This is a genomic window from Bradyrhizobium sp. CCBAU 53415, assembly GCF_028128735.1.
In the GTDB taxonomy this organism is placed as follows: domain Bacteria; phylum Pseudomonadota; class Alphaproteobacteria; order Rhizobiales; family Xanthobacteraceae; genus Bradyrhizobium.
In genome coordinates this window covers 521,849-546,079 of the sequence record NZ_LBJF01000027.1, presented here as the reverse complement: position 1 = coordinate 546,079, position 24,231 = coordinate 521,849, and the positions used below count along the sequence as shown (strand labels likewise).

Annotated in this window: 21 protein-coding genes; 10 read left to right on the top strand and 11 right to left on the bottom strand. The window is 65.6% G+C overall.

Annotation, left to right across the window (positions count from 1 at the left end):
- Positions 1 to 29: 29 nt before the first annotated feature.
- The 5 genes from XH87_RS30720 to hpaR form a co-directional block, all read right to left on the bottom strand.
- The gene (locus XH87_RS30720; protein ID WP_271590118.1) at positions 30 to 1,334 is read right to left on the bottom strand and encodes a methyl-accepting chemotaxis protein; all 1,305 of its coding nucleotides are present in this window, start codon (positions 1,332 to 1,334) and stop codon (positions 30 to 32) included.
- The gene (locus XH87_RS30715; protein WP_035709289.1) at positions 1,312 to 1,830 is read right to left on the bottom strand and encodes a PAS domain-containing protein; all 519 of its coding nucleotides are present in this window, start codon (positions 1,828 to 1,830) and stop codon (positions 1,312 to 1,314) included. Before XH87_RS30715 ends, XH87_RS30720 begins: the two co-directional genes overlap by 23 nt.
- 243 nt (positions 1,831 to 2,073) lie before the next feature.
- Positions 2,074 to 3,597, bottom strand: coding sequence for a UxaA family hydrolase (locus XH87_RS30710; RefSeq protein ID WP_035709286.1), 1,524 nt, complete (start codon positions 3,595 to 3,597; stop codon positions 2,074 to 2,076).
- Positions 3,598 to 3,766: 169 nt separating this feature from the next.
- The gene (locus XH87_RS30705) at positions 3,767 to 4,543 is read right to left on the bottom strand and encodes an HpcH/HpaI aldolase family protein (RefSeq protein ID WP_271590117.1); all 777 of its coding nucleotides are present in this window, start codon (positions 4,541 to 4,543) and stop codon (positions 3,767 to 3,769) included.
- A gap of 114 nt (positions 4,544 to 4,657) precedes the next feature.
- Positions 4,658 to 5,176 (bottom strand): homoprotocatechuate degradation operon regulator HpaR, encoded by a 519-nt coding sequence (gene hpaR / locus XH87_RS30700; protein WP_271590116.1) that lies wholly within the window; start codon positions 5,174 to 5,176, stop codon positions 4,658 to 4,660.
- 111 nt (positions 5,177 to 5,287) lie between these two features.
- Here hpaR and hpaH point away from each other — a divergent pair, with 111 nt between their 5' ends.
- From hpaH to XH87_RS30670, 6 genes are all read left to right on the top strand, one after another.
- Positions 5,288 to 6,094 carry a 2-oxo-hept-4-ene-1,7-dioate hydratase gene (gene hpaH / locus XH87_RS30695; RefSeq protein ID WP_271590115.1) on the top strand — a complete coding sequence of 269 codons (807 nt, stop codon included), beginning with the start codon at positions 5,288 to 5,290 and terminating at the stop codon, positions 6,092 to 6,094.
- A gap of 31 nt (positions 6,095 to 6,125) precedes the next feature.
- Entirely contained in the window at positions 6,126 to 6,524 is a 399-nt protein-coding gene (locus XH87_RS30690; protein WP_271590114.1) for a 5-carboxymethyl-2-hydroxymuconate Delta-isomerase, read from the top strand.
- Positions 6,517 to 8,055 (top strand): 5-carboxymethyl-2-hydroxymuconate semialdehyde dehydrogenase, encoded by a 1,539-nt coding sequence (gene hpaE, locus XH87_RS30685; protein ID WP_271590113.1) that lies wholly within the window; start codon positions 6,517 to 6,519, stop codon positions 8,053 to 8,055. The genes XH87_RS30690 and hpaE overlap by 8 nt, the downstream gene beginning before the upstream one ends.
- A 132-nt stretch (positions 8,056 to 8,187) precedes the next feature.
- The gene (hpaD, locus tag XH87_RS30680) at positions 8,188 to 9,171 is read left to right on the top strand and encodes a 3,4-dihydroxyphenylacetate 2,3-dioxygenase (protein WP_271590112.1); all 984 of its coding nucleotides are present in this window, start codon (positions 8,188 to 8,190) and stop codon (positions 9,169 to 9,171) included.
- Positions 9,172 to 9,366: 195 nt separating this feature from the next.
- Positions 9,367 to 10,236, top strand: coding sequence for a fumarylacetoacetate hydrolase family protein (locus tag XH87_RS30675; RefSeq protein WP_271590111.1), 870 nt, complete (start codon positions 9,367 to 9,369; stop codon positions 10,234 to 10,236).
- A 26-nt stretch (positions 10,237 to 10,262) separates the two neighbouring features.
- A complete protein-coding gene (locus tag XH87_RS30670; protein WP_271590110.1) occupies positions 10,263 to 11,891 on the top strand; it encodes a thiamine pyrophosphate-dependent enzyme in 1,629 nt (542 codons plus the stop codon).
- On the opposite strand, the gene XH87_RS30665 is transcribed toward XH87_RS30670, so the two are convergent.
- From XH87_RS30665 to XH87_RS30645, 5 genes are all read right to left on the bottom strand, one after another.
- On the bottom strand, positions 11,869 to 13,113 hold the full coding sequence (locus XH87_RS30665) for an MFS transporter (protein ID WP_271590109.1): 1,245 nt from the start codon (positions 13,111 to 13,113) through the stop codon (positions 11,869 to 11,871). The genes XH87_RS30670 and XH87_RS30665 overlap by 23 nt on opposite strands.
- A 56-nt stretch (positions 13,114 to 13,169) precedes the next feature.
- Positions 13,170 to 13,823 carry a DNA oxidative demethylase AlkB gene (gene alkB, locus XH87_RS30660; RefSeq protein WP_271590108.1) on the bottom strand — a complete coding sequence of 218 codons (654 nt, stop codon included), beginning with the start codon at positions 13,821 to 13,823 and terminating at the stop codon, positions 13,170 to 13,172.
- A gap of 9 nt (positions 13,824 to 13,832) precedes the next feature.
- Complete coding sequence (locus XH87_RS30655; protein WP_158671685.1) at positions 13,833 to 14,579, bottom strand: 2OG-Fe(II) oxygenase; 747 nt, start codon at positions 14,577 to 14,579, stop codon at positions 13,833 to 13,835.
- An 82-nt stretch (positions 14,580 to 14,661) separates the two neighbouring features.
- Complete coding sequence (locus XH87_RS30650) at positions 14,662 to 15,348, bottom strand: DUF2848 domain-containing protein (RefSeq protein WP_035709252.1); 687 nt, start codon at positions 15,346 to 15,348, stop codon at positions 14,662 to 14,664.
- On the bottom strand, positions 15,341 to 16,690 hold the full coding sequence (locus tag XH87_RS30645) for an amidase (protein ID WP_271590107.1): 1,350 nt from the start codon (positions 16,688 to 16,690) through the stop codon (positions 15,341 to 15,343). Before XH87_RS30645 ends, XH87_RS30650 begins: the two co-directional genes overlap by 8 nt.
- 176 nt (positions 16,691 to 16,866) lie before the next feature.
- Here XH87_RS30645 and XH87_RS30640 point away from each other — a divergent pair, with 176 nt between their 5' ends.
- The 4 genes from XH87_RS30640 (at position 16,867) to XH87_RS30625 (ending at position 20,698) form a co-directional block, all read left to right on the top strand.
- Positions 16,867 to 17,280, top strand: a complete 414-nt coding sequence (locus tag XH87_RS30640; protein ID WP_100178942.1) for a Zn-ribbon domain-containing OB-fold protein — start codon at positions 16,867 to 16,869, stop codon at positions 17,278 to 17,280.
- A 3-nt stretch (positions 17,281 to 17,283) separates the two neighbouring features.
- Entirely contained in the window at positions 17,284 to 18,423 is a 1,140-nt protein-coding gene (locus XH87_RS30635; RefSeq protein WP_158671687.1) for a thiolase C-terminal domain-containing protein, read from the top strand.
- A 125-nt stretch (positions 18,424 to 18,548) separates the two neighbouring features.
- Positions 18,549 to 19,463: an SDR family oxidoreductase gene (locus XH87_RS30630; protein WP_271590106.1), complete on the top strand. Its 915-nt coding sequence runs from the start codon at positions 18,549 to 18,551 to the stop codon at positions 19,461 to 19,463.
- Between the two features lie 116 nt (positions 19,464 to 19,579).
- On the top strand, positions 19,580 to 20,698 hold the full coding sequence (locus XH87_RS30625; RefSeq protein ID WP_271590105.1) for an SMP-30/gluconolactonase/LRE family protein: 1,119 nt from the start codon (positions 19,580 to 19,582) through the stop codon (positions 20,696 to 20,698).
- Positions 20,699 to 20,797: 99 nt separating this feature from the next.
- Here XH87_RS30625 and ppc read toward each other — a convergent pair whose 3' ends face one another.
- Positions 20,798 to 23,596, bottom strand: coding sequence for a phosphoenolpyruvate carboxylase (ppc, locus tag XH87_RS30620; RefSeq protein WP_271590104.1), 2,799 nt, complete (start codon positions 23,594 to 23,596; stop codon positions 20,798 to 20,800).
- Positions 23,597 to 24,231 lie beyond the last annotated feature (635 nt).

Here is a 24,231-nt window from a genome sequence, read left to right as displayed (position 1 = left end):
AACGTCCCCATAACGAGACACCGGGCAGCCTACGCCGCCGAGGTCAGCCGCTGCAGGAACTGGGTCACCTCGCGGCGGAGCGTCTCGACTTCGCCGTGGACGCGCTCGGAGGCGCTGTTGACGCGGCTGGCAACGCGGCCCGTATCGGCGGCGGCTTCGCTGATGCCGGTGACGTTGGAGGACACCTGCGAGGTGCCGGCGGAAGCTTCGTGAACGTTGCGGGCGATCTCGCGTGTCGCAGCCCCCTGCTGCTCGATGGAAGCCGCAATCGAGGCGGTGATGCCGTTGATCTCGGCGATGGTCTGCGCGATCGCTTCGACGGCCGCAACCGAATTGGTGGTCGATTGCTGCATCTCGCCGACCTTGGCGCTGATCTCCTCGGTCGCTTTCGCGGTCTGGTTGGCGAGGCTCTTGACCTCGGAGGCCACCACCGCGAAGCCGCGGCCGGCCTCGCCCGCACGGGCGGCCTCGATCGTGGCGTTGAGCGCCAGGAGGTTGGTCTGCTCGGCGATTTCGCTGATCAGCTTGACGACGTCGCCGATCTGCATCGCGGCGCCCGCAAGCATGCGGATCTCGCTGCCGGCGCGATTGGCTTCGTTCACCGCCCGCCCGGTGCTCGCGGTCGAGCCGGCCACCTGGCGGTTGATCTCGGCGATCGATGAGGCGAGTTGCTCCGCGGCGCTGGCAACGGTGGCGACGTTGCGTGAAGCCTGGTCGGACGCACTGAGCACGCCGGAGGTCTCCTGGCTGGTCTTCTCCGCCGCCGCCGCCATCCGCCCGGCATCGGATTCGAGATCGGTCGCGGCGCCCATGAGGCCGCCTGCAACCGCGTCGAGATGCGTGCCGAACTCCCGCGCGAGGCCGGCGATCTCCACAACGCGGCGGCCAAGGCTGTCGGTGCCGGCATTGATGACGACCGCCGAGCGGCGGAACGAGCCGGGCAGACCCCGCGCGAGGATCTTGCGGAAATACTTGCCGTGGCTCGCATAGTCCATCGAAGCCGAGGCCTCGCGGACGAAGGCGTCGGCGATGTCGAGCATGTCGTTGACGGATTTCTGGATCGTCCCGATCCGCCCGGCCTGCCGCTCGCTCAGGATGCGCGCATCCAGATCGCCATGCGCCGCCTTGCGGCACACATCGGCGATCTCATCGACGGCCACGGCCGTGCGATGCTGGCACCACACGGCATAGCCGAGCAGCACCACCGTCGTGCCGAGCAAGGCGGCACCTGTGATTCCCGTCACACCGAGAAGTGAGAGAACGAACGCGACGACGGCAACAACACACGCGAGCGCGGTCGCTCCCTGCGCCTTAGAGAGAGAGCACAAATTCATCGTAACCGACACCCTGTTGCTTGAGCAGCCCGACCATCGCCTCGAAGCTTGCATGCATGCCGTCCTTGGCATTGGCATGCCGCGCCTCTTCCGCGCACAGCGTCCTGTAGATCGGCTTGATGCGCTCGATCTGCGCTGGATCCGGCTTGCGGCGGTTGGAGTGATAGCCGACGATATTGCCGCGCTCGTCGAATGTCGGCGTGACGTGGGCGAACACCCAGTAATGGCTGCCGTCCTTGGCCAGATTGACGACGTAGGCGAAGATCTCCTGCTTGGATTGGAGCGTGTCCCACAGCAGCTTGAAGACGGCGCGCGGCATGTCGGGATGGCGGATCAGGCTGTGGGGAGCGCCCATAAGCTCATTCCACGAGTACTTCGCCATCCGGATGAAGACATCATTGGCGTAGGTGATGCGGCCCTTGAGATCGGTCTTCGATACAATCAGCTCCTCCTCACCGAGGAGATTTTCCACCCCAGTGGGACGTATCGCTTGCATCGGTTCGATCCTCAGTAAAGGCCGGCCCCGCGACGGTGCGGAGCCGTATCGGGCTCTGTCTACGGCAACAGTGTTAATCAGGTGTAAGCCGGGGAACTCTTGCGAGCGACGCTCACCTCCGTATCACTACGTAGCGAACCATTGTTGCATGCGTCGAATCACATGCGGATGCCGCAATTGGCCGCGAGCGACGATTGCCGGCTGCTTCTGATTGCGTTGCGCGACCGCGCTCGCCCAGCGCGACTACATCGTCGCGCCGAGCACCCAGGGCGCGAATTCGGCGCCGCCGAAATCAAAGCTCTCGCTCTTGGTCGGCTGTCCCGAGGCTGTCTTGAGGATGAGATCGAAGATGCGCTGGCCGCATTGCGCAACGCTCTCCTCGCCTTCGAGGATGGTGCCGCAATTGACGTCCATGTCCTCTTCCATGCGCTTGTACATCGGCGTGTTGGTGGCGAGCTTGATCGAGGGCGCCGGCTTGCAGCCGAACACGCTGCCGCGGCCCGTGGTGAAGCAGACCAGATTGGCGCCGCCGGCGACCTGTCCGGTCGCAGCCACAGGATCGTAACCAGGCGTGTCCATGAAGACGAAGCCCTTCTTGGTGACGGGCTCGGCGTAGCGCAGCACCTCGACGAGGTTGGTGGTGCCGGCCTTCGCCATCGCGCCGAGCGATTTTTCCAGGATCGTGGTGAGGCCGCCGGCCTTGTTGCCGGGGCTGGGATTGGCGTTCATCTCGGCGCCTTCGCGCGCGGTGTACTCGTCCCACCAGCGCATCAGGTCGACCAGCTTCTCGCCGACCTCGCGGCTGACGGCACGGCGCGTGAGCAGGTGCTCGGCGCCGTAGGTCTCCGGCGTCTCCGACAGGATCACGGTGCCGCCATGACGCACGATGAGGTCGCTCGCCGCGCCGAGCGCTGGATTGGCGGAAACGCCGGAATAGCCGTCCGAGCCGCCGCATTGCAGCGCCACGGTGAGCTCGCTCGCGGGCACCGTCTCGCGCTTCACCTTGTCGGCGTCGGCGAGCGCCTCGCGCACGAAGGCGATGCCCGCCTCCACCGTCTTCCGAGTGCCGCCGACCTCCTGGATGTCCATCGCGCGCAGGCGGCCGGCGAGCTTCTGCTCTTCCATCAGGCCGCCGATCTGGTTCACCTCGCAGCCGAGGCCGAGCACGATGACGTGGGAGAAGTTGACGTGCCGCGCATAGCCGCCCAGCGTGCGGCGGAGCAGCGCCAGCGGCTCGTTCTGCGTCATGCCGCAGCCGGTCTTGTGGGTCAGCGCCACGACACCGTCGACATTGGGGAAGTCGGCCAGCGGATTGTCGCCGGTGAAGGGATTTTTCTTGAAGACATCGGCGACGAGGCTCGCGACATGCGCGCTGCAGTTCACCGAGGTGAGAATGCCGATATAGTTGCGCGTGGCGACGCGACCGTCCGGTCGGCGGATGCCTTCGAAGGTCGCCGGCAGGTCGAAATTCGGCGTCGGCCTGACGTCGGCGCAATAGGCATAGTCCTTGGCGAAATCGCCCATGCCGCAGTTCTGGGTGTGCACGTGCTGGCCCGGCGCGATGGCCTGGGTGGCAAAGCCGATGATCTGACCGTAGCGCCTGATCGGCTCGCCAACGGCGATCGGCTTGATCGCGACCTTGTGGCCGGAGGGAATGCGGTCGACCGTGGATACGCCCTCGGCCACCAATGTTCCGGGCGGCAGGCTGGCGCGCGCGATCAGCACGCCATCATCGGGATGCAGGCGGATGACGGGGCTGATGGTCATGCGAGGTCTCCTGTATCGAAACTATCGTGCCCCGGACGCAGCGCAGCGTGAAACGGTGCGCTGCTGAGCCGGGGCCCAGTGTTACGTCATCTGCTTCGCTGGCTTCTGGGTCCCGGCTCTGCGGAGCGGCACTGCGTGCCGCACCGCGTCCGGGACACAGAGAATGTATTCAAGCCTTGCCGCCGGAATCCTTGCGGGTCGCATTGACCTGCATCTTGGCGTAGGTCGTCATCAGGCCGACCTCGTTGGACAGCGTCACCAGCTTGAAGCCCATGTTGATGGCGCGCGCCGCGCCTTCGGCGCCGCTGCAATGGATGCCCGGATTGAGGCCGCGCTTGCCGCACTCCTTGATGATCTTCTCGTAGATCGCGAGGATCTCGGGCTCGCTGCGATCGAGCTTGGGCTCGAGGCCGTAGGAGAAGCCGAGATCGGACGGGCCGATATAGACGCCGTCGATGCCCTCGACGTCGAGGATCGCTTCCATGTTCTCGACCGCCGTTCTGGTCTCCATCATCGGCAGCAGCACGATCTCGTCGTTGGCCGTCTTCTGATAGGAGCCCGCGGTGCCGTACATGCCGGCGCGAATCGGACCGTTGGAGCGCGTGCCCTTCGGCGGGTACTTGGAATAGGAGACGAGGTTGCGGGCTTCCTGCGGCGTGTTGACCATCGGGCAGATCACGCCATAGGCGCCGCCATCGAGCACCTTGCCGATGATGCCGGGCTCATTCCAGGGCACGCGGACCATCGGGGTGACCGGATGCTTGTCCATCGCCTGGAAGCACTGCACCATCGACAGATAGTCCTGCACGCCATGCTGCATGTCGACGGTGACGCTGTCGAAGCCGCATTGCGCGACCATCTCGGCCGAGAAGCCGGAGGGAATCGCAAGCCACGCGTTGACCACGGCCTTGCCCGACTTCCAGATCTCTTTGACTTTGTTCGCCACGTTGCCTTTCCTTCCCTGTGCTCTCACTCGCCGCTGATCGGGTTGGGCCGCACTTTGAGCGAAAATAAGCGTGAATGTCCATGGCTCTCGCCGCGCACGCACGCATATCTGGGTTCACCCCTCGGCTATTGTCTCATCCGCGCTTCCGAGCCCCGCCAGACTCTGTTCGAGTTCGCCGAGCATCTCCTGCAATTCGGCGAGCTTGCGGGCGCCAAAGCGTCGCGTGATCTCGGCGTAGATCGCTTCCGACGTCGGCGCCACCGAGGCCATCAGCTTCACGCCCTCCTTCGAGATGGAGACCATGCTGCGGCGCTGGTCAGCTTTCGCGGTCCGGCGCTCGATCAGGTTGCGCGCCTCGAGATCGCGTAGGATGCGAGACAGGCTCGGCCCGAGCAGGAACGCCGTGCGCGCGAGTTCCGTGACCTCGGCCGCCTCGATGGAAGCGAGCGCGCGCAGGATGCGCCATTGCTGCTCGGTCAAGCCGTGCCCGCGCAGCGAGGGACGAAACTGCCGCATCACCGCCTCGCGGGCCCGCAGCAGCGACATCGGCAGCGAGCGCGAGAAGTCCCGCATCGGCACCTGCCGTGCGGCAGGCACGCTTCCGTTGGCGGGATCGGCGGATCTCTTCGTCATGACGCCCTTTCAGACCGCAAACCGTTTGCAGTGCAGCAAGCCGAAATTGTGTTTGACGCATTCACTTAACATGTTAAGCATCTCCCGGCACCACGATTTGTAAGATCACGGATGGCGCTTTCCAACGACGATATCCAGGCTTGCGCGAGGCGTCTGCACCAGGCGGAGAAGACCTGTACGCAGATCCGGCAGCTCTCGCAGGACTTCCCGGACATCACCATTGCGGACGCCTACGCGATTCAGACGGCCTGGGTCGACGTCAAGATCGCCGAGGGACGCGTGGTGAAAGGCCACAAGATCGGCCTGACCTCGAAGGCGATGCAGAGCGCGCTCGACATCGACGAGCCGGATTCCGGCGTGCTGCTCGACGACATGTTCTTTGCCGACGGCGGGATCATTCCGACCGAGCGCTTCATCGCGACGCGCGTCGAGGCCGAGCTCGCCTTCGTCATGAGCAAGCGGCTCTCAGGCCCCGACTGCACGATGTTCGACGTGCTCAACGCCACCGACTTCGTGGTGCCGGCGCTGGAGATTCTGGACACGCGGATCGAGCGCGTCGACCCCGCGACCAAGGCGACCCGAAAGATCTTCGACACCATCGCCGACAATGCGGCGAATGCCGGCATCGTGCTCGGGGGACGGCCGATCCGTCCGCTGGATGCTGACCTGCGCTGGATCGGCGCGCTCTGCTTCAAGAACGGCCAGCTGGAAGAGACAGGCCTTGCCGCCGGCGTGCTCAATCATCCCGCCACGGCGGTGGCTTGGCTCGCCAACAAGATCGCGCCGCTCGGCCTTGCGCTGGAGCCCGGCCAAATCGTGCTCGCCGGCTCCTTCATCCGTCCGATCGAGACCCGCAAGGGCGACACAATTCAGGCCGATTATGGCGCCTACGGCTCGGTCAGCTGCTACTTCGCTTAAGGCGAACAGGAAGACAGGGAGTGAAACCGCGATGCCGCATTTCACGATCGAATATTCGGCCAATCTCGATGGCCGTCTCGACATCGCAGCGGTGTGCGAGGTCGTGCGCAAGGCGGCGGTCGAGACCGGCATCTTCCCGCTCGGCGGCATCCGCGTCCGCGCCCTCAGGTGCGAGCATTATGCGATCGCGGATAACAGGCCGGACTACGGCTTTCTCGACATGGTGCTGCGCATCGGCGAGGGCCGCGACCTCAAGACGCGCCAGAAGGCCGGCGAGCACGTGTTCCAGGCGCTCTCGAGACATCTTGATCCCGTCTTCGCCGCCAGCAAGTTCGCTCTGTCGTTCGACATGCAGATCAACGACAAGGACGTGAGCTGGAAGCGCAACAACATCCACGACGCCCTGAAAGCGGAGGCCGCCCATGGATAAGCCCGCGCCGAAAGCAGACGTGTTCCACGCCAACCGCGACCGCGTCGCGCCGCTGTTGAAGACGCTGCGCGCCGATGGCATCGGCCACATGATCGACGGCAAGGTCGTCGCCTCGATCTCGGGCGAAACGTTCGAGACGAAGTCGCCGGTCGATGGCGCAACGCTCGCCAGCGTCGCGCGCGGCGATGCGGAGGATATCGACGCTGCGGCAACCGCCGCCGCGCTGGCCTTCAAGTCCTGGCGCGACATGGGGCCTGCGATGCGGCGCAAGCTGCTGCATCGCGTCGCCGATGCGATCGAGGACAATGCCGAGGACATCGCCGTGCTCGAATGCATCGACACCGGCCAGGCCTATCGCTTCATGGCCAAAGCCGCGATCCGCGCCGCCGAGAATTTCCGTTTCTTCGCCGACAAATGCGCGGAGGCGCGGGACGGCCTCAACACGCCGAGCGACGAGCACTGGAACATCTCGACGCGCGTGCCGATCGGTCCCGTCGGCGTGATCACGCCGTGGAATACGCCGTTCATGCTCTCGACCTGGAAGATCGCCCCTGCCCTTGCCGCGGGCTGCACCGTCGTGCACAAGCCGGCGGAATGGTCGCCGGTGACGGCTTCCATTCTGGCGAAGCTCGTCAAGGAAGCCGGCGTTCCCGATGGCGTGCTCAACACCGTCCACGGCCTCGGTGAAGAGGCCGGCAAGGCGCTGACCGAGCATCCCGCCATCAAGGCAATCGGCTTCGTCGGCGAGAGCGCGACCGGCTCGGCGATCATGATTCAGGGCGCGCCGACGCTGAAGCGCGTGCATTTCGAGCTCGGCGGCAAGAACCCGGTGATCGTGTTCGATGATGCCGATCTCGACCGCGCGCTCGATGCCGTCGTGTTCATGATCTACTCGCTCAACGGCGAGCGCTGCACCTCGTCGAGCCGCCTGCTGATCCAGGCCAGCATCGCCGAGACATTCGTGGAGAAGCTGACGGCGCGCGTGAAGGCGCTGAAGGTCGGCCATCCCCTCGATCCCTCAACCGAGATCGGGCCGCTGATCCACGAGCGGCATCTCGCCAAGGTCTGCTCCTATTTCGACGTCGCGCGTCAGGACGGCGCGACCATCGCAGTCGGCGGCAAGGCCTATGACGGCCCGGTCGGCGGACATTATGTCGAGCCGACGCTGGTCACCGGCGCGCACGGCAAGATGCGCGTGGCGCAGGAAGAGGTGTTCGGCCCCTTCCTCACGGTGCTGCCGTTCCGGGATGAGGCGGACGCGATCGAGATCGCCAACGACATCCGCTATGGCCTCACCGGCTATGTCTGGACCAACGACATGGGACGGGCGCTCCGTGTGGCGGACGCACTGGAGGCCGGCATGATCTGGCTCAATTCGGAAAACGTCCGCCACCTGCCGACGCCATTCGGCGGCATGAAAGCCTCGGGCATCGGCCGCGACGGCGGCGATTATTCGTTCGACTTCTACATGGAAACCAAGCACGTCTCGCTGGCGCGGGGCACACACAAGATTCAGAAGCTGGGAATTTAGAGCAACGTCGTTCCGGGGCGGCGCGCAGCACCGAACCCGGAACCTCGAGATTCTCAGGTGCGCAATTGCGCACCCTAGCTCGGTCCTGACGGACCGCCCCGGAATGACGGGGCCTAACGAGGGGAAACGCCAATGCCCGTACCGCAACACGTCTTCGAGCCGCCGTTCAACATCATCCGCTCCAGCCATGTCGTGCTCGACGTGACTGACCTGAAGCTGAGCCGCGACTTCTACGAGACCACCGTCGGCCTGCATGTCGAGGACGCCGACGACGAGGTCGTTTACCTGCGCGCGGCGGAAGAGCACCAGCATCATTCGCTCGTCCTGCGCAAGGCGGCAGCGCCGGCCTGCGCGCGGCTCGGCTTCAAGGTCGGCAATGACAAGGATCTCGACAAGGCCGCCGCCTTTCTCTCCGAGAACGGCCTGGCGTACGCCTTCGTCGACCAGCGCTTCCAGGACCGCACGCTGCAATTCACCGATCCCTTCGGCTTCCAGATCGAGCTCTACGCCGCGATGGACCGGCGCCCCCATCTGTTGCGCCGCTACGACCTCTACAGGGGCTGCCATCCGCAACGGCTCGATCATTTCAACGTCTTTGCCGCCGAGGTGCAGGACACGATGGAATTCTACGCCCGGCTCGGCTTCCGTCTCACCGAATATGCCGAGGAGGATGGCCCGAACGGGCGCATCGCCGCGGCCTGGATGCATCGCAAGGGCAACGTCCATGATTTCGCCATCACCAACGGCAAGGGTCCGCGCCTGCACCATTTCGCCTACTGGACGCCGACCGCGATGAACATCATCCATCTCTGCGACGTCATGGCCGCGCAGGGATACGTCAAGAACATCGAGCGCGGCCCCGGACGCCACGGCATCTCGAACGCGTTCTTCCTCTATGTGCGCGATCCTGACGGACACCGCCTCGAGCTCTACACCAGCGACTACTTCACGGGGGATCACGACCACGAGCCGCTGCGCTGGTCGCTGCGCGATCCGCGCCGCCAGACGCTGTGGGGTGCGCCTGCCCCGCGCTCCTGGTTCGAGCAGGGCTCGCCGTTCACGGGCCAGGCCGTGCGCGAGCCGAAATTCGTCGCCGACGTGCTGGTGGCGGACTGATGCCGGTGACAGGCACAGCCTCTCTCCCCCGTCGTCCCTGCCTAGTGCGCAATTGCGCACGGGGAGCAGGGACCCATAACCACAGGGAGGAGTTTGGCGAAGTTTGGTCGTTCGGGATTGCCATCGCGCGCTATCGATAGATCACGCGGTATGGGTCCCTGCTTTCGCAGGGACGACAAGAGAGATAGATTGCCGATGAAGCTGCCTCGCCTCGCCACCTATTCCGTCAAAGGTGCAACCCGCTACGGCGCCGTCGTGGACGGCGGCCTCGTCGATCTCTCCGCACGTTACGGCAAGGACTATCCGACGCTGCGCGAGGTGATCGCCGCAGGCAAGCTCGTGAGCTTCGCCGAAGAGGCCGCCGGCCGCACGCCGGACCACGCGCTCAGCGAGATCACCTGGCTGCCGCCGGTGCCCGCGCCGGAAAAGATCATCTGCATCGGCGTCAACTATCCCGACCGCAACGCCGAGTACAAGGACGGCCAGGACGCGCCGAAATATCCGAGCATGTTCATGCGCTCGCTCCGCTCCTTCGTCGGCCACGACACGCCACTGGTGCGCCCGCGCGCGTCCGCGCAGCTCGACTATGAGGGCGAGATCGTGCTGGTGATCGGCAAGCAAGGCCGGCACATTCCCGAGAGCGCCGCGCTCGACCACATCGCAGCACTGACGCTCTGCAACGAGGGCTCGGTGCGCGACTGGCTGCGCCATGCCAAGTTCAACGTCACCCAGGGCAAGAATTTTGATGGCAGCGGCAGCCTCGGCCCGTGGCTCGTCCCTTACACATCTGAATCACAGATCGCCGACATTCGTCTCACCACGCATGTCAACGGCGAACTCAGGCAGGACGATCGCACCAGCCGGCTGATGTTTCCGATCCGCTATCTCGTGAACTATATCTCGACCTTCGCAACCCTCGTCCCCGGCGATATCATCGTGACGGGCACGCCGACCGGCGCGGGTGCGCGGTTCGATCCGCCGCGATACCTGAAGCCCGGCGACGTCGTCGAGGTCGCGGCCGAGGGCGTCGGACGCCTGCGCAACGGCGTCGTCGACGAAGCCTGAACAATCATCGAAGTGGAACAGCCAGAATGACCACCCTCACCGGCGGCGAAGCGATCGTAAGCGGGCTTGTTGCTCACGGCGTCGACACCGTGTTCGGCCTGCCCGGCGCGCAGGTCTACGGCCTGTTCGACGCCTTCCATCAGGCGCAGCTCAAGGTGATCGGCGCGCGGCACGAGCAGGCCTGCGGCTACATGGCCTTCGGCTATGCGCGCTCCAGCGGCCGGCCCGGCGTGTTCAGCGTGGTGCCCGGCCCCGGCGTGCTCAACGCCAGCGCGGCATTGCTCACCGCCTTCGGCTGCAACGAGCCGGTGCTGTGCGTCACCGGGCAGGTGCCGACGCAATTTCTGGGCACGGGCCGCGGCCATCTGCACGAGATGCCCGACCAGCTCGCGACCTTGCGCACCTATGTGAAGTGGGCGGACCGGATCGAATATCCCGGCAATGCGCCGACGGTCGTCGCGCGCGCCTTCCAGGAAATGAATTCGGGCCGGCGCGGCCCCGCCTCGGTGGAGATGCCCTGGGACGTCTTCACCCAGCGCGCCGCTACGGCGGCGGCCCAGGTGCTGGAGCCGCTGCCCGCCCCGCAGCCCGACCCTGATCTCGTGAAGCAGGCGGCTGCGCTGATCAAGGCCAGCAAGGCGCCGATGATCTTCGTCGGCAGCGGCGCGATCGAGGCGCGTGACGAAATCCTCGAGCTCGCCGAGATGATCGATGCGCCCGTGGTCGCCTTTCGCAGCGGCCGCGGCATCGTCTCCAATGCGCACGAGCTCGGGCTCACCATGGCCGCCGCCTACAAGCTGTGGCCGAAGACTGATCTGATGGTCGCAATCGGCACGCGCGCCGAGCTGCCGGCATCCGGATTCCGCTGGCCTTATCAACCGAGCGGACTGAAATCCATTCGGATCGACATCGATCCGGCCGAGATGCGCCGGCTCGCCGCCGATGTCGCGATTGTCGCCGACGCCAAGGACGGGACCGCCGATCTCGTCGCAGCTGTGAAGAAGGCCGGCTACGCGAGGAGCAGCGGCCGGCGCGGAGACATCCGCGAAGCCACCGCGGCAGCGCAAGCGGAGATCCAGCGCGTCCAGCCGCAGATGGCCTATCTCAACATTCTGCGCGAGGTGCTGCCGGCGAATGCGATCGTGACGGATGAATTGTCGCAGGTCGGCTTCGCCTCCTGGTACGGCTTCCCGGTCTACGAGCCGCGCACCTTCATCACCTCGGGCTACCAGGGCACGCTCGGCTCGGGCTTTCCGACCGCCTTAGGCGCCAAGGTGGCGAACCCCGACAAGCCCGTGGTCGCCATCACCGGCGACGGCGGCTTCATGTTCGGCGTGCAGGAGCTGTCGACTGCCGTGCAGTTCAACATCGGCGTGGTAACGCTGGTGTTCAACAACAACGCCTACGGCAATGTCCGCCGCGACCAGCGCCAGCATTTCGACGGCCGCGTGGTGGCGTCCGATCTCGTCAATCCGGATTTCGTCAGGCTTGCGGAATCCTTCGGTGTTGCGGCCGCGCGCGTCACCGCGCCGGAGCAGTTCAAGGCGGTGCTGGAGAAGGCGCTGGCCCATGGCGGGCCATATCTGGTCTCGGTCGAGGTGCCCAGGGATTCGGAAGTGAGCCCCTGGGCGTTCATCCACCCGCCGAAGCCTTGAGCTCGACACCGCCCTGTAGCCGCGCAGCCGCGATCACCAGCAGGCCCGCGCCTGCGACCGACCAGCAGGCGACCGGCGCCCAGTGGAGCAGCGGCGCGTAGTCCGGCATCTTCTGCAGGCCGCCCGCGACCGCCGCCATTCGCGCGAAGGTGCCGAGGGCCAGCGCCGAGAAGACAAGGCCGGTGACCTTTCCTTCCGCGCCAGTCGAGCCGATCGCGAGCGCGGCCGAGACCGCGCTCATCAGCATGCATCCCCACGCAGCGCCGGCGAGGAACTGGGCGACGATCAGCGTATTGAGGCTGCCGGCAAGCTCCGCCACGACAATCGCCACCGCACCGAACAGTCCGGCGGCGCCCAGCACGATCAGGCCGCCCCGGTGCTTGACGACCAGGCTCGCCGGAAACATCGCGATGTTGAAACCGATCCAGAACACCGGCATCAGCCATTGCAGCTCATCCGGCTTGGCGAAGCGCAGATAGAACGGTGCGCTGTTCATGGCGAAGTGCAGCTGGTAGCCGAGCGCCAGAGCCACCATCGCGACGATGAAGGCGATTGGGACGAGGCCCAGCGGCTTTGCCGCCTCGGCCGGCATCGGCCGCGCGGTGTCGCGCGCCACGTCATGCTCGATCCGTGACAGGCCCAGCACTGTCAGCAGCAGCACCGCGCTCGATATCACGAATGGCAGCCGCGCATCGTGATCGCGCAGCACGACGCCGAGATAGGGCGAGACGGCGCCGGCGACGCCATAGCCCAGCATGGCCATCGCCGCGAGGAACGGCACCTGCGGCCGAGCACGGTATTTGCCGAGCAGGGTGAGCGGGGGTGCACGGAGGGCCGACGACGTGATTGACCAGACCACGATCAGCACGATGAACCAGACCTGCGCGCCGGCACCGATGCCGGCCACGAAGGGCAGCGCGACGAAGGCGGCACAAGAGATCGCCGCCAGCACACCGACGAACAGGCCGAGCCTGCCGACGACGGGCGTGAGCTTGTCGGCCGCGATCCCCATCGCGGTATCGGCGATGGTGAAGATCGCCTGGTCCAGCATCAGGACAAGAATCACGGCCGCCGGCGCAAGGCCGACGTCCGCCGCGAGCTTCGGCAGGTAGATGACATAGGTCGTCCAGCCCAACGTGAACACGAGTTGCAGAACGGCCAAATAGAGCCCCGTGTGCGATGCGCTCGTGTGCGCGCCGGTCGATATCTGTGCAGTCGTCATGTCGTTTCGCCCCCTTCGCAGAAGCTTAGACGACTGCGATGCCTCTTGGGAATGCCTCAGATCACCTTGCGGAAGGTCAGGTTGATGCGCCGCCGTCCGAGCAGCGGATGCTCGCCATCGGCAAGCGGCGCCACGCCGTGATAGGCGAGCCTGCTAGGCCCGCCCCAGACGACGACGTCGCCATGCACCAGCCGGAAACGCCGCGGCTTGTCGCTGCGCGCCATGCCGCCAAACAGGAAGGTCGCGGGCAGGCCGAGCGACACCGAGACGATCGGCGCGGAATAGTCCAGCTCGTCCTTATCCTGGTGCAGCGACAGCCGCGTGCCGGGCTCGTAGCGGTTGACGAGGCAGGCATCGGGCGCAAAGCCTGTAAAACCACCCTGCTCCGCCGCGCGGCGGGCGAGATCGCAAAACACCGGCGGCATCGCCGGCCATGGTGCACCGGTGCGCGGATCGATGGGGTCATAGCGATAGCCGGTGTGATCGGTGATCCAGCCGCGCTCGCCGCAATTGGTCATCGCCACCGACATCAGATGGCCGCCGGGCGTGGTCATGCGGCGGAACGGCGATTGCGCCACGATGGCGCGCACCGCCTCGATCAGCTCGCTTTCGATGGCCCGGACGAATCCGCGCAGCAGCACGGCGCCGTCCGCGATCTCCTCGCGCGACGGCTGTGCTTCGGCAACACTGTCGAACAAATCAGCCGTCAATGGCTCCGCTCATTTCGCGTCGTGAAAGATCACGCCCAGGGTGTGGCGTTGGCCGGACCTGATCCGGCTGACGCCATGGCGCAGATTAACGCGGTAGGTGCCGCGTGTCCCCTGCACCGGGCGGTGATGCACAGCGAAGGCGACCGCATCGCCCTGCGCGAGCGGCACCACCTCGGCGCGGGACTGCATGCGCGGGCGCTGCTCGGTCAGCACGAACTCGCCGCCGGTGAAATCGTGGCCGGGCTCGGACAAGAGGATCGCGACCTGGAGCGGGAACACGTGCTCGCCATAGAGGTCCTGGTGCAGGCAATTGTAGTCGCCGGCCTCGTATTGCAGCAGCAGCGGCGTCGGCCGCGCCTGCCCCGCCTCGTGGCAGCGCTTCAGGAACGCCGCATGCGCTGTGGGATAGCGGATATCTATGCCCATCGCCTCGTTCCAGCGATTGGCGACGTCTTGAAGATGCGCGTACAGCGCCGGGCGGAGCTGTCCGATCAAATCGGGCAGCGGATAGGCGAAATACTTGTACTCGCCGCGGCCGAAGCCGTGGCGGCCCATGACGATGCGGCTGCGGAATTGCGCATCGTCCGGATAGAGCGCGGCGATGGCGCGGCACTGGTCTGGCGTCAGCAGGCCCTTGAGGATGGCGCAGCCGTGGCTGTCGAGCTCGGCGGTGATTTGCGGCCAGTCGAGGGTATCGACATGAACTGTGGGGTCGGGAACGGCGGATTGGGCTGACTTTCGCGCGGTCATTGTCATAGCAATCACCTTTGCAGTCCGACGTCCGCCCCGCCACCCGATTTCCGATGACTATCTCCTCGTCATTGCGAGCGGAGAGAGCTCAGCCTCTTACCGGCAGCGTCAGCACGTCGTATCCATGCCTGATCCTGCGCTTCAGCACGGGATCCTCGAGCTCGAAGTCGAAGCGCTCCGCCGGGCGGATGCCGCCCTTGGCGGCGAACGTGCCGCCGAACATGGCGCAGCCGTCGGGGAACTTGCCACCGTCAAAGCCACGCGCGATGAGCTCGGTGACCGGCAGCATCGCGTCGAGCGTGCCTTCCTGGTAGAGCACGCGCTCGCCCTTGATGGTGGCGTAGGAGCGCAAAATCATCCTGTCCCAGTGGCCGATGACGTCCTCGAGCTCCCACAGCGTCGAAGCGATCGGCTTGTCGCACATCTGCTTGGAGACCGTGACGTTGTAGGCCTCGACCTTGCGGTCGGTATGATCCGAGCCGCAGCCGACGAAAATGCGGCCCTGCCAGCCGATCAGCACGAACTCGACCTCACCGGACGAGTCTCCACCGGTGCATTCGATGCGGTCTTCCTGAGTCAGGCGCCGCGCCGAGCCGCGATAGTAGATCGGCGTCGAGGCCGGCGGGGCGATGCCCATCTCCTGCAGCTCGGCGATGTGCTTGTCGCGCGCGATCGTGTCGCGGCCGGTCCAGCCCGCGATGACCATCTGATCGATCGCCAGCGTCAGCGGCGTGGTGGTGTCCTGGGCGTCGATGGTGAAAGTGAGGTCAAACACGAATGACGGCCTCCATGCCGGCAGCAAGTTCAAAGATACGACGGTCTGATCCGCCCGCACCCGCCAGCATCAGGCCGACCGGGACGTCGCCCGCACGATGCGCAGGGATCGAGATGGCGCAGCCATCGATCATGTTGATCAGGGTGCAGTTGCGCAGCGCGCGCAGGTTCTGAGTGGTAAAGGTCTTGTCATCGGCGAGATCGGCGATCTTCGGCGGCGTGTTGGCGGTGGTCGGCAGCACCAGCGCGTCATAGGACGCGATGCGCGCATTGACGCGGGCTATCAGCGAGCGGCGCTCGTTGAGGAGATCAATGTAATCGGCCGCGCTCTGCGCCTCGCCGCGCATGATGCGCACGGCGACCCTGGGGTCATAGACATCGCCCTTCGCCGTGATGAGATAGCGATGCCAGGCATAGCTCTCAGAGGCCGCGAAACCGCCCTTGGCGTTCATCGGGCCGACATCGTGAAACTCCGCCATCTCGATGCGCTCGATGATGGCGCCGTGATCGGCAAGCGTCTTCAAGGCACGCTCGAACGTCCTGGCCACGTCCGCATCGAGGTCGTCGAGCGCGATCGTGGTGGGCACCGCGAGCCGCATGCCCTGGATCGGCCGCGGCTTCAATGCGGCGATCGGCTCGCTCGCGAGCACGGCATCGAGTATGGCACAGCAGCTGACCGATCGTGCCAACGGGCCGATGCTATCGAGCGAGAACGAGAGCGGCACGGAGCCGTCGAGCGGCACGCGGCGCTGCGTCGGCTTGTAGCCGACAATGCCGTTGAAAGCCGCCGGAATCCGGCAGGAGCCGCCGGTGTCGGTGCCGAGCGCGCCATGCGCCATGCCGTCGAGCACGGACACCGCCGCGCCCGAGGACGAGCCCCCGGGCACGTGGCCTTCGGACCGGTTCCAGGCACCTTTCGGCGTGCCGTAATGCGGATTGATGCCGATGCCCGAATAGGCGAACTCGGTCATGTTGGTGCGACCGATCACGACGAAGCCGGCCCTGCGCAGCCGCGCCACCGTCGCGGCATCCTGCTCGGCAGGCGGCGAATCGTCGAGCGCGCGCGAGCCGGCGCGCGTCACCTGGCCCTTGATGTCGAAGAGGTCCTTGATCGAGATCGGGATGCCGGCATAGCGCGACGGCGCCGCCTTCACCTTGCGCAAGCCGTCCATTGCATCGGCCGCTGCCAGCGCGCCGTCCTTGTCGACATGGATGAAGGCGCGCTGGCCCTCGCCGGCGGGATCGGCGATCCTGGCAATGCACGCCTCGACCAGCTTGCGGGAGGTGGTGCGGCCGCTTTCGAGGTCTTCGGCGAGCTTCGCCAGTGTCGGAAAATCGGGCATGTCTGTCTCACGGAATATTGGCGCCGCAATCTATAGCGCTGCCTCGGTTCGACACAAGCATTGTGCGCATGATGGCATGCATGCGCATTGCTGGACCGTTGACGCATGATAGCCGATTGTCGCATCAAGATCGAAACAGGCGGGCGTGAAGCCTGCCTCTTGGAGGAGCCGCCAATATGGCCGAACCGCAACGCGCGCGACCGAAACCGACGCCCGAGACCCAGCATTTCTGGGATGGCACGAAAGCGGGCGAATTGCGCCTGCAGCGCTGCGACGCCTGCGCGCATGTCTACTTTCCGCCGCGCCCGTTCTGCCCGTCCTGCGCCTCGCGCAAGGTCAGCATCTTCAAGGCGAGCGGCAAGGGCTTCCTCTACAGCTACGTGATCAACCATCGCCCCGCGGCGCCGGGCTTCACGCCGCCTTACGCCATCGCCGTGGTCGAGCTCGACGAGGGGCCGCGGATGATGAGCAACATCATCGACTGCCCGCAGACCCCGGAAGCGCTCGAGCTCGACATGAAGCTCGAGGTCGCCTTCCAGGCGCTCGACGACAAGATCACCCTCCCCGTGTTCCGTCCGGCCAAGGGGTAAGCCATGCGCAGGAATCAGGTTGCCGTCGTCGGCGCGGCCGAGACCACCGAGCTCGGTGTCATCCCCAACGCCTCGCAGCTCCAGCTGCACGCGGATGCGGCGCTCAACGCCATTGCGGACGCCGGGCTGAAGCTTTCCGACATCGACGGCTTTGCCACCGCGGTCGAAACGCCGCAGCAGGTCTGCCACTATCTCGGCATCAAGCCGACCTGGGTGGACGGCACCTCGGTCGGCGGCTGCTCGTTCATGCTGCACGTCCGCCACGCGGCCGCGGCGATCGAGGCCGGCCTGTGCAAGACCGTGCTGATCACTCATGCCGAGAGCGGCAAGTCGATGATCGGCAAATTGCCGCGCTCGACGCCGGCGGACAGCCTCAACGGCCAGTTCGAGGCGCCCTACGGCGTCTACGGTCCGCCCAGCATGTTCCCGATCCCCGTGCTGCGCTTCATGAAGACCTATGGCATCACGCATGAGCAGCTTGCTTCGGTGGCGGTGGTGCAGCGGGAATGGGCGGCGAAGAATCCGCGGGCGATGATGAAGGACCCGATCACGGTCGCTGATGTGCTCAACTCGCGCATGATCGCCTATCCGTTCCGCCTCCTGCAGTGCTGCCTCGTCACCGACGGCGGCGGTGCGCTGATCCTGACCTCGGCCGACCGCGCCAGGGATTTTCCGAGGAAGCCCGTCTACATCATGGGCACCGGCGAGAGCGTGGAAACGCCGATGGTCAGCCAGATGGAGACGTTCAACTCCTCGCGCGCGTTCAAGACCGCGGGGCCGCTGGCGTTCAAGGAGGCCGGCATCGCGCACAAGGACGTCGACCATCTCATGATCTACGATGCGTTTGCGCACCTGCCCCTGTTCGGGCTCGGCGATCTCGGCTTCATGCCCTATGAGGAGACCGGGAAGTTCATCGCGGACGGCAACACGCGGCCCGGCGGCAAGCTGCCGCTCAACACCAATGGCGGCGGATTGAGCTACATGCATTCGGGCATGTACGGCATGTACGCGCTGCAGGAGAGCGTGCGCCAGATGCGCGGGATTGCGCCGGCGCAGGTGCCGAACGCGAAGATTTCAGTGTGCCACGGGGTCGGCGGCATGTTCGCGGCATCAGGCACGATCGTGTTCACGAACGAGAGGTAATAGCCCGTCGTTCCGGGCGCGCGCAGCGCGAACTACGGTGCGCAATTGCGCACCTGAGAATCTCGAGATTCCGGGTCTGGTGCTTCGCACCATCCCGGAATGACGGGCACAACAGGAGAACGCACATGAGCAAATCACTGCAGGACAAGGTCATCATCGTCACCGGCGCAGGCCGCGGCATCGGGCGCGAGATCGCGCTGCTCTGCGCTGGCGAAGGCGCCAAGGTCGTCGTCAACGATCCCGGCGGAGCCGCCGACGGCGCCGGCTCGAACGCGGCTCCGGCCGAGGAAGTGGTCGAGGAGATCAGGAAGCGCGGCGGCACGGCGGTCGCCAATTTCGAGTCGGTGGCGGAAGCGATCCCGGCGAGCAAGATCGTGAAGACCGCGACCGATCATTTCGGCCGGCTCGACGGCGTCGTCAACAATGCCGGCATCCTGCGCGACATGATCTTCCACAAGATGAGCGTGGAGGCGTTCGAGGCCGTCATCAAGGTGCATCTGATGGGCTCGTTCTATGTCAGCCACGCCGCCGCCCGCATCTTCCGCGAGCAGGAGTCGGGCTCCTTCGTGCATTTCACCTCGACCTCCGGCCTGATCGGCAATTTCGGCCAGGCCAACTACGCAGCCGCCAAGCTCGGCATCGTCGGGCTCTCCAAGTCGATCGCGCTCGACATGGGCCGCTTCAACGTCCGCTCGAACTGCGTCTCGCCGTTCGCCTGGACGCGCATGATCGGCACCATCCCGACCGAGACCGAGGCCGAGAAGGCGCGGGTCGAGAAGATCAAGCAGATGGGGCCGGAGAAGATCGCCCCGCTGTGCGGTTATCTGCTCGGCGATTCCGCCAAGGACGTCACCGGGCAGATCTTCGGCGTGCGCATGAACGAGATCTTCCTGTTCAGCCAGAACCGCCCGATCCGCTCGGTGCAGCGGAGCGAAGGCTGGACGCCGCAATCGATCGCGGAACACGGCATGCCGGCGCTGAAGGGCTCGTTCTACAAGCTCGACCGCTCGGCCGACATCTTCACCTGGGATCCCGTCTAGCCGCATTTCCGGCATCCCTGCCCTGCGATCTCCGGTTGTCTCGGCCGGAGATTGCTCCGCTTTATGCCCGATTGCGGGCGAATGGTGCTCCTCCCAACAATCTTTGGGAGGAAACCATGACAAGAATGCTGACCAACTCCAACGACATCACTGTAAGTGGGCACGGCGGCCCCGGCCGCCGCACGTTTCTCAAGGGAGCAGCAACCGCCGCCGCGACCGCTCTGCTCGCCTCGCGCACTGAGGCCCGCGACTTCGGCGCCAATGCCGAGCCGCAGCGCTATCCCGACCCCGACATCGTCGTCATCGATCCCAAGCGGTTCAAGGCCAAGGTCGGCAACACCGCGATCAAGCGGCTCTACACCGGCTGCCTCTGGGCCGAGGGGCCGGCGTGGAATGCGCAGGGGCAATATCTCGTCTGGAGCGATATCCCGGCCAACCGGCAGCTCCGTTATCTCGACGACGACGGCCACATCTCCGAGCAGTTCCACAAGCCGTCGAACGAAGCCAACGGCAACTCGTTCGACACCGAGGGACGCCAGCTCACCGCCGAGCGCACCCGCCTCGTCCGCTACGAGCACGACGGCTCGGTGACGACTCTGGCCGAGCAGGCGGGTGGCAAGCCGCTCAACGGCCCGAACGACATGGTGGTGCATCCCAACGACAAGGCGATCTGGTTCACAGATCCCGGTTATGGTGCGATCAGCATCTACGAAGGCAAGCTCGCCAAGACCGGCTCGCTGCAGCCGCACCAGAAGGAAGCCGTCTATCGCCTGGACACCCAGACCGGACAGCTCGCGAAGGTCGCCGACGAGCCGTTCAAGCCGAACGGCATTGCCTTCAGCCACGACTACAAGAAGCTCTATGTCTGCGACACCGGCATCACGCATTACCCGCAGGCCGAGAACGTGGTGTGGTCCTACGACATCGACGGGGCGAAGCTGTCCAATCCGACGAAGCTGATCGACATGAAGCTCGAGGGCAAGTCGGGCTTCCCAGACGGATTGCGCGTCGACACCGAGGGCAACATCTGGGTCGGCGCCGGCTGGGTCGGTCCCGGCTATGACGGCGTGCAGGTATTCGCACCGAACGATGGCACGCGCATCGGGCAGATCCTGCTGCCGGAGACCTGCGCCAACGTCTGCTTCGGCGGCAAGAAGCGCAACCGCCTGTTCATGACCGCGAGCCAGTCGCTCTATGCGGTCTATGTGGAGACGCAAGGCGCGCATTTCTGTTGAAATTGGTGCCGTCATTCCGGGGCGGCTCGTAGAGCCGAACCCGGAATCTCGAGGTTCCGGGTTCGATGCTTCGCATCGCCCCGGAACGATGGGGTGGGGCTACCCCGTATTCCGCAACCCCGCCGAGATGCCATTGATCGTCAGCTGAATCCCGCGCAGCACCTGCTCGTCCGGGTTCTGGGCGCGGTGCTCCTTCAAGAGCTCGACCTGCACATGATTGAGCGGATCGAGATAGGGGAAGCGGTGGCGCACCGAGCGCTCCAGCAGCGGATTGCTCTGAAGCAACCGGTCCTGCCCCATGATGTCGAGCAACTTCTCTATCGAGGCGTGCCATTCACGGCGGATGCGGCCGAATATCTTCTCGCGCAACGCTTCGTCCGGCACCAGTTCGGCATAGCGCGAGGCGATCGCGATCGAGCTCTTCGCCAGCACCATGTCCATGTTGGACAAGAGCATGCGGAAGAACGGCCATTCCTGATAGAGCTCTTTCAGGAACGGCATGCCCTTGTCGGGATGCTCGGCGATCCACTGCTCGACCGCGCTGCCGAAGCCATACCAGCCCGGCAGCATCAGGCGGCATTGCGCCCAGGAGAACACCCAGGGGATGGCGCGAAGGTCCTCGATCGCGCGGGTCTTCTTGCGCGAGGCCGGGCGGCTGCCGATGTTCAGGGTCGCGATCTCGTTGATGACGGTGGAAGCCCAGAAATAATCGACGAAGCCGTCGGTCTCGTAGACGAGACCGCGATAGGCCTTGAAAGCGAGATTGGAAAGCTCGTCCATCGCGACCAGGTATTCGCGTTGCGGCGCGCTCCGGCGCGGATGCAGCAGGCTTGCCTCGAGCGTCGCCGCCGCGAGGATCTCCAGATTGTTGCGGCCGACTTCCGCGTTGGAATATTTCGACGAGATGATCTCGCCCTGCTCGGTGATACGGATCTGGCCGTTCACGGCGCCGCCGGGCTGGGCGATGATGGCGTCATAGCTCGGACCGCCGCCACGGCCGACCGAACCGCCGCGACCGTGGAACAGGCGCAACCGCACATGATGCCGTTCGAACACGTCGACGAGGCCGATCTCGCCCTTGTAGAGCTCCCAGCCCGAGGTGACGAAGCCGCCGTCCTTGTTGCTGTCGGAATAGCCGAGCATGACCTCCTGCACGCTGCCGCGGCTGTCGACCAGCCGGCGGTAATCGTGCAGCGACAGCATGCGATCCATGATGCCGGATGAAGCCTGCAGATCCTCGATGGTCTCGAACAGCGGCACGATGTTGATGGCGCTGCGTCCGGAGGGATGGACGAGGCCGACCTCCTTCAGGAGCACCGCGACCTCGAGCATGTCCGACATGCCCTTGCACATCGAGATGATGCATTGGGGGATGGCATCCGAGCCGAACTTCGCATGCGCTTCCGCGGCGGCATGGAAGACGTTGAGCTCGCCCATGGTCTCGTCGCTGTACTTGACGAACGGCGACACCAGCGCGCGCGTCGAGCGCAATTCGTTGGTGAGCAGCGAGATGCGCGCCTCCTCGCCGAGGGCGAGATAGGACATGCCGGGATTGGCGGCATCCATCAGCTCGGCGATGGTGCGCTCGTGCACGGCCGAGTTCTGGCGGATGTCGAGCCGCGCCAGATGGAAGCCGAAGCAGTCCACCGCGCGGCGGAGCAGCCGCAGCCGGCCGCGGGCGATGACGCGGGCATTGTTGGAGATCAGCGAACGGTGCAGCACGTCGAGATCGGCCAGCAGCTCCCTGACGCCTTCATAGGGCTTGCCCTTGCCGACCGGCCGCCGGGTGATCTCGACCTCGAGCTTTTCGGCCGTGGCGGTGAGCCGGGCATAGATGCCGGACACGGCCAGACGATAGGGCTCGCCGCTCCGGTGCGGCGAGGTGTCCGGCGAGCGCTCCGCCAAATTGCGCAGCTCCTCGGAGACGTCGGCGAGATGGGCTGCGATCGACAGCTCGGAGCCGAGCACGTGCAGCTCGTTCAGATAGAACTGCATCACCCGGCTCGACTGCAGCCGCAGCGTACCGCGCATCACGTCGGCGGTGACGAACGGATTGCCGTCGCGGTCGCCGCCGATCCAGCTGCCCATGCGCAGGAACGAGGCGATCTCGCCCGCCGCCTGCTCGCCGCCCTCCTCCAGCCGATCCTCCAGCGCGTTGACCAGGCGCGGCACCTCGCGCAGGAAGGTGTAGTCGTAGAACGCCAGGCCGTTGGCGACCTCGTCGAGCACGGTGAGCTTGGTCCGGCGCAGCAGATTGGTCTGCCACAGCGTCAGCACCTCGCGGCGAAGCTGCTCGTCGCTGGCATCGGCCTCCTCCGCGGTCAGCGCGACGCGCTCGCGGCGGTCGAGCAGGCCTGCGACCTCCATCTCGCGGTCCATGGTGCTCTTGCGGCGAACTTCGGTCGGATGCGCGGTCAGAACCGGGCTGACCAGCGCACCCTTGAAGAAGTTGCGGAGCTGGTCGGGCCCGATGCCCGCCGCCTTGGCGTGCGCCAGCGTCTCCGCCAGCACGCCGGATCCGTCGCTTTTGGCAGCGGCGCGGGCGCGCATCTGGCGAATGTTGTTCTGGTCCTCGGCGATGTTGGCGAGGTGGGAGAAATAGCTGAAGGCGCGGACGATCCGCACCGTCTCCGAGATCGACATGCTGTCGAGGATCTGTTCGAGCTCGCGGCGCGCAAGCCGGTCCTCGTCGCGGTGGAACCGGATCGAGGTCTGCCGGATGCGCTCGACCAGGTCGAACACGTCGGCGCCCTCCTGGTCGCGCACGGTGTCGCCGAGGATGCGCCCGAGCAGGCGGATGTCGTCGCGCAACCGCGCCTCTGCTTCCGTGACCTGAACGTCCTCAGGGCGGTTGGGACGATGCTCGGTGGCGTCGGATGGTACGGTCTGGAGGGACATGGCTCGCTCCTTCTAGAGCTCCCTTGGCTCCCTGGTCCGAAGGAGTGTGCGATATTTTTCTGCCGCAGTGCAAGATGAACTTGGGGGCGGCGCACACCGTCGGCGGCATCCGTGTCCCGGACGCGCTGCAACGCTTTTGGCGTTGCTGCGCAGAGCCGGGACCCAGAAGCCGCATCATCGCTCGCAATAGTCTGGGCCCCGGCTCTGCAGCGCACCACGCCGCGAAGACGCGTCGCGCTGCCCTGCGTCCGGGGCAGGAAAAATGAGCCAGTTCTGGAAATAAACATGCCTTCGCGATCTCGCGGCGCGTGTCGCCCGAGTTTTGCTGTCCGTTTCGCCCTCATCGAGAAGAAAGGGCGCGGGGAAGGCCGGGCGCCGGCTGACACCCAGGGTCCGCACGCGACAAGACGCACGCGGGGTGACCACAGGTGACGCCGGGACATCCCGGCCTTCCCTGCGCAATGGTGTTACGGCTTATGGCGCGCTCTCCCCGGGGAGCGATGCACTATTGCCCCCGTCGCCTTGCGGATTTCAGATGCGCGCACCCGGTCGGGCCGCCTCACCACCGCAAGCCTTGACGCACAGACCCCGGGCGTCAGGACCACACGCTTTTGCCGTCCGCGGACGTCCCTCCC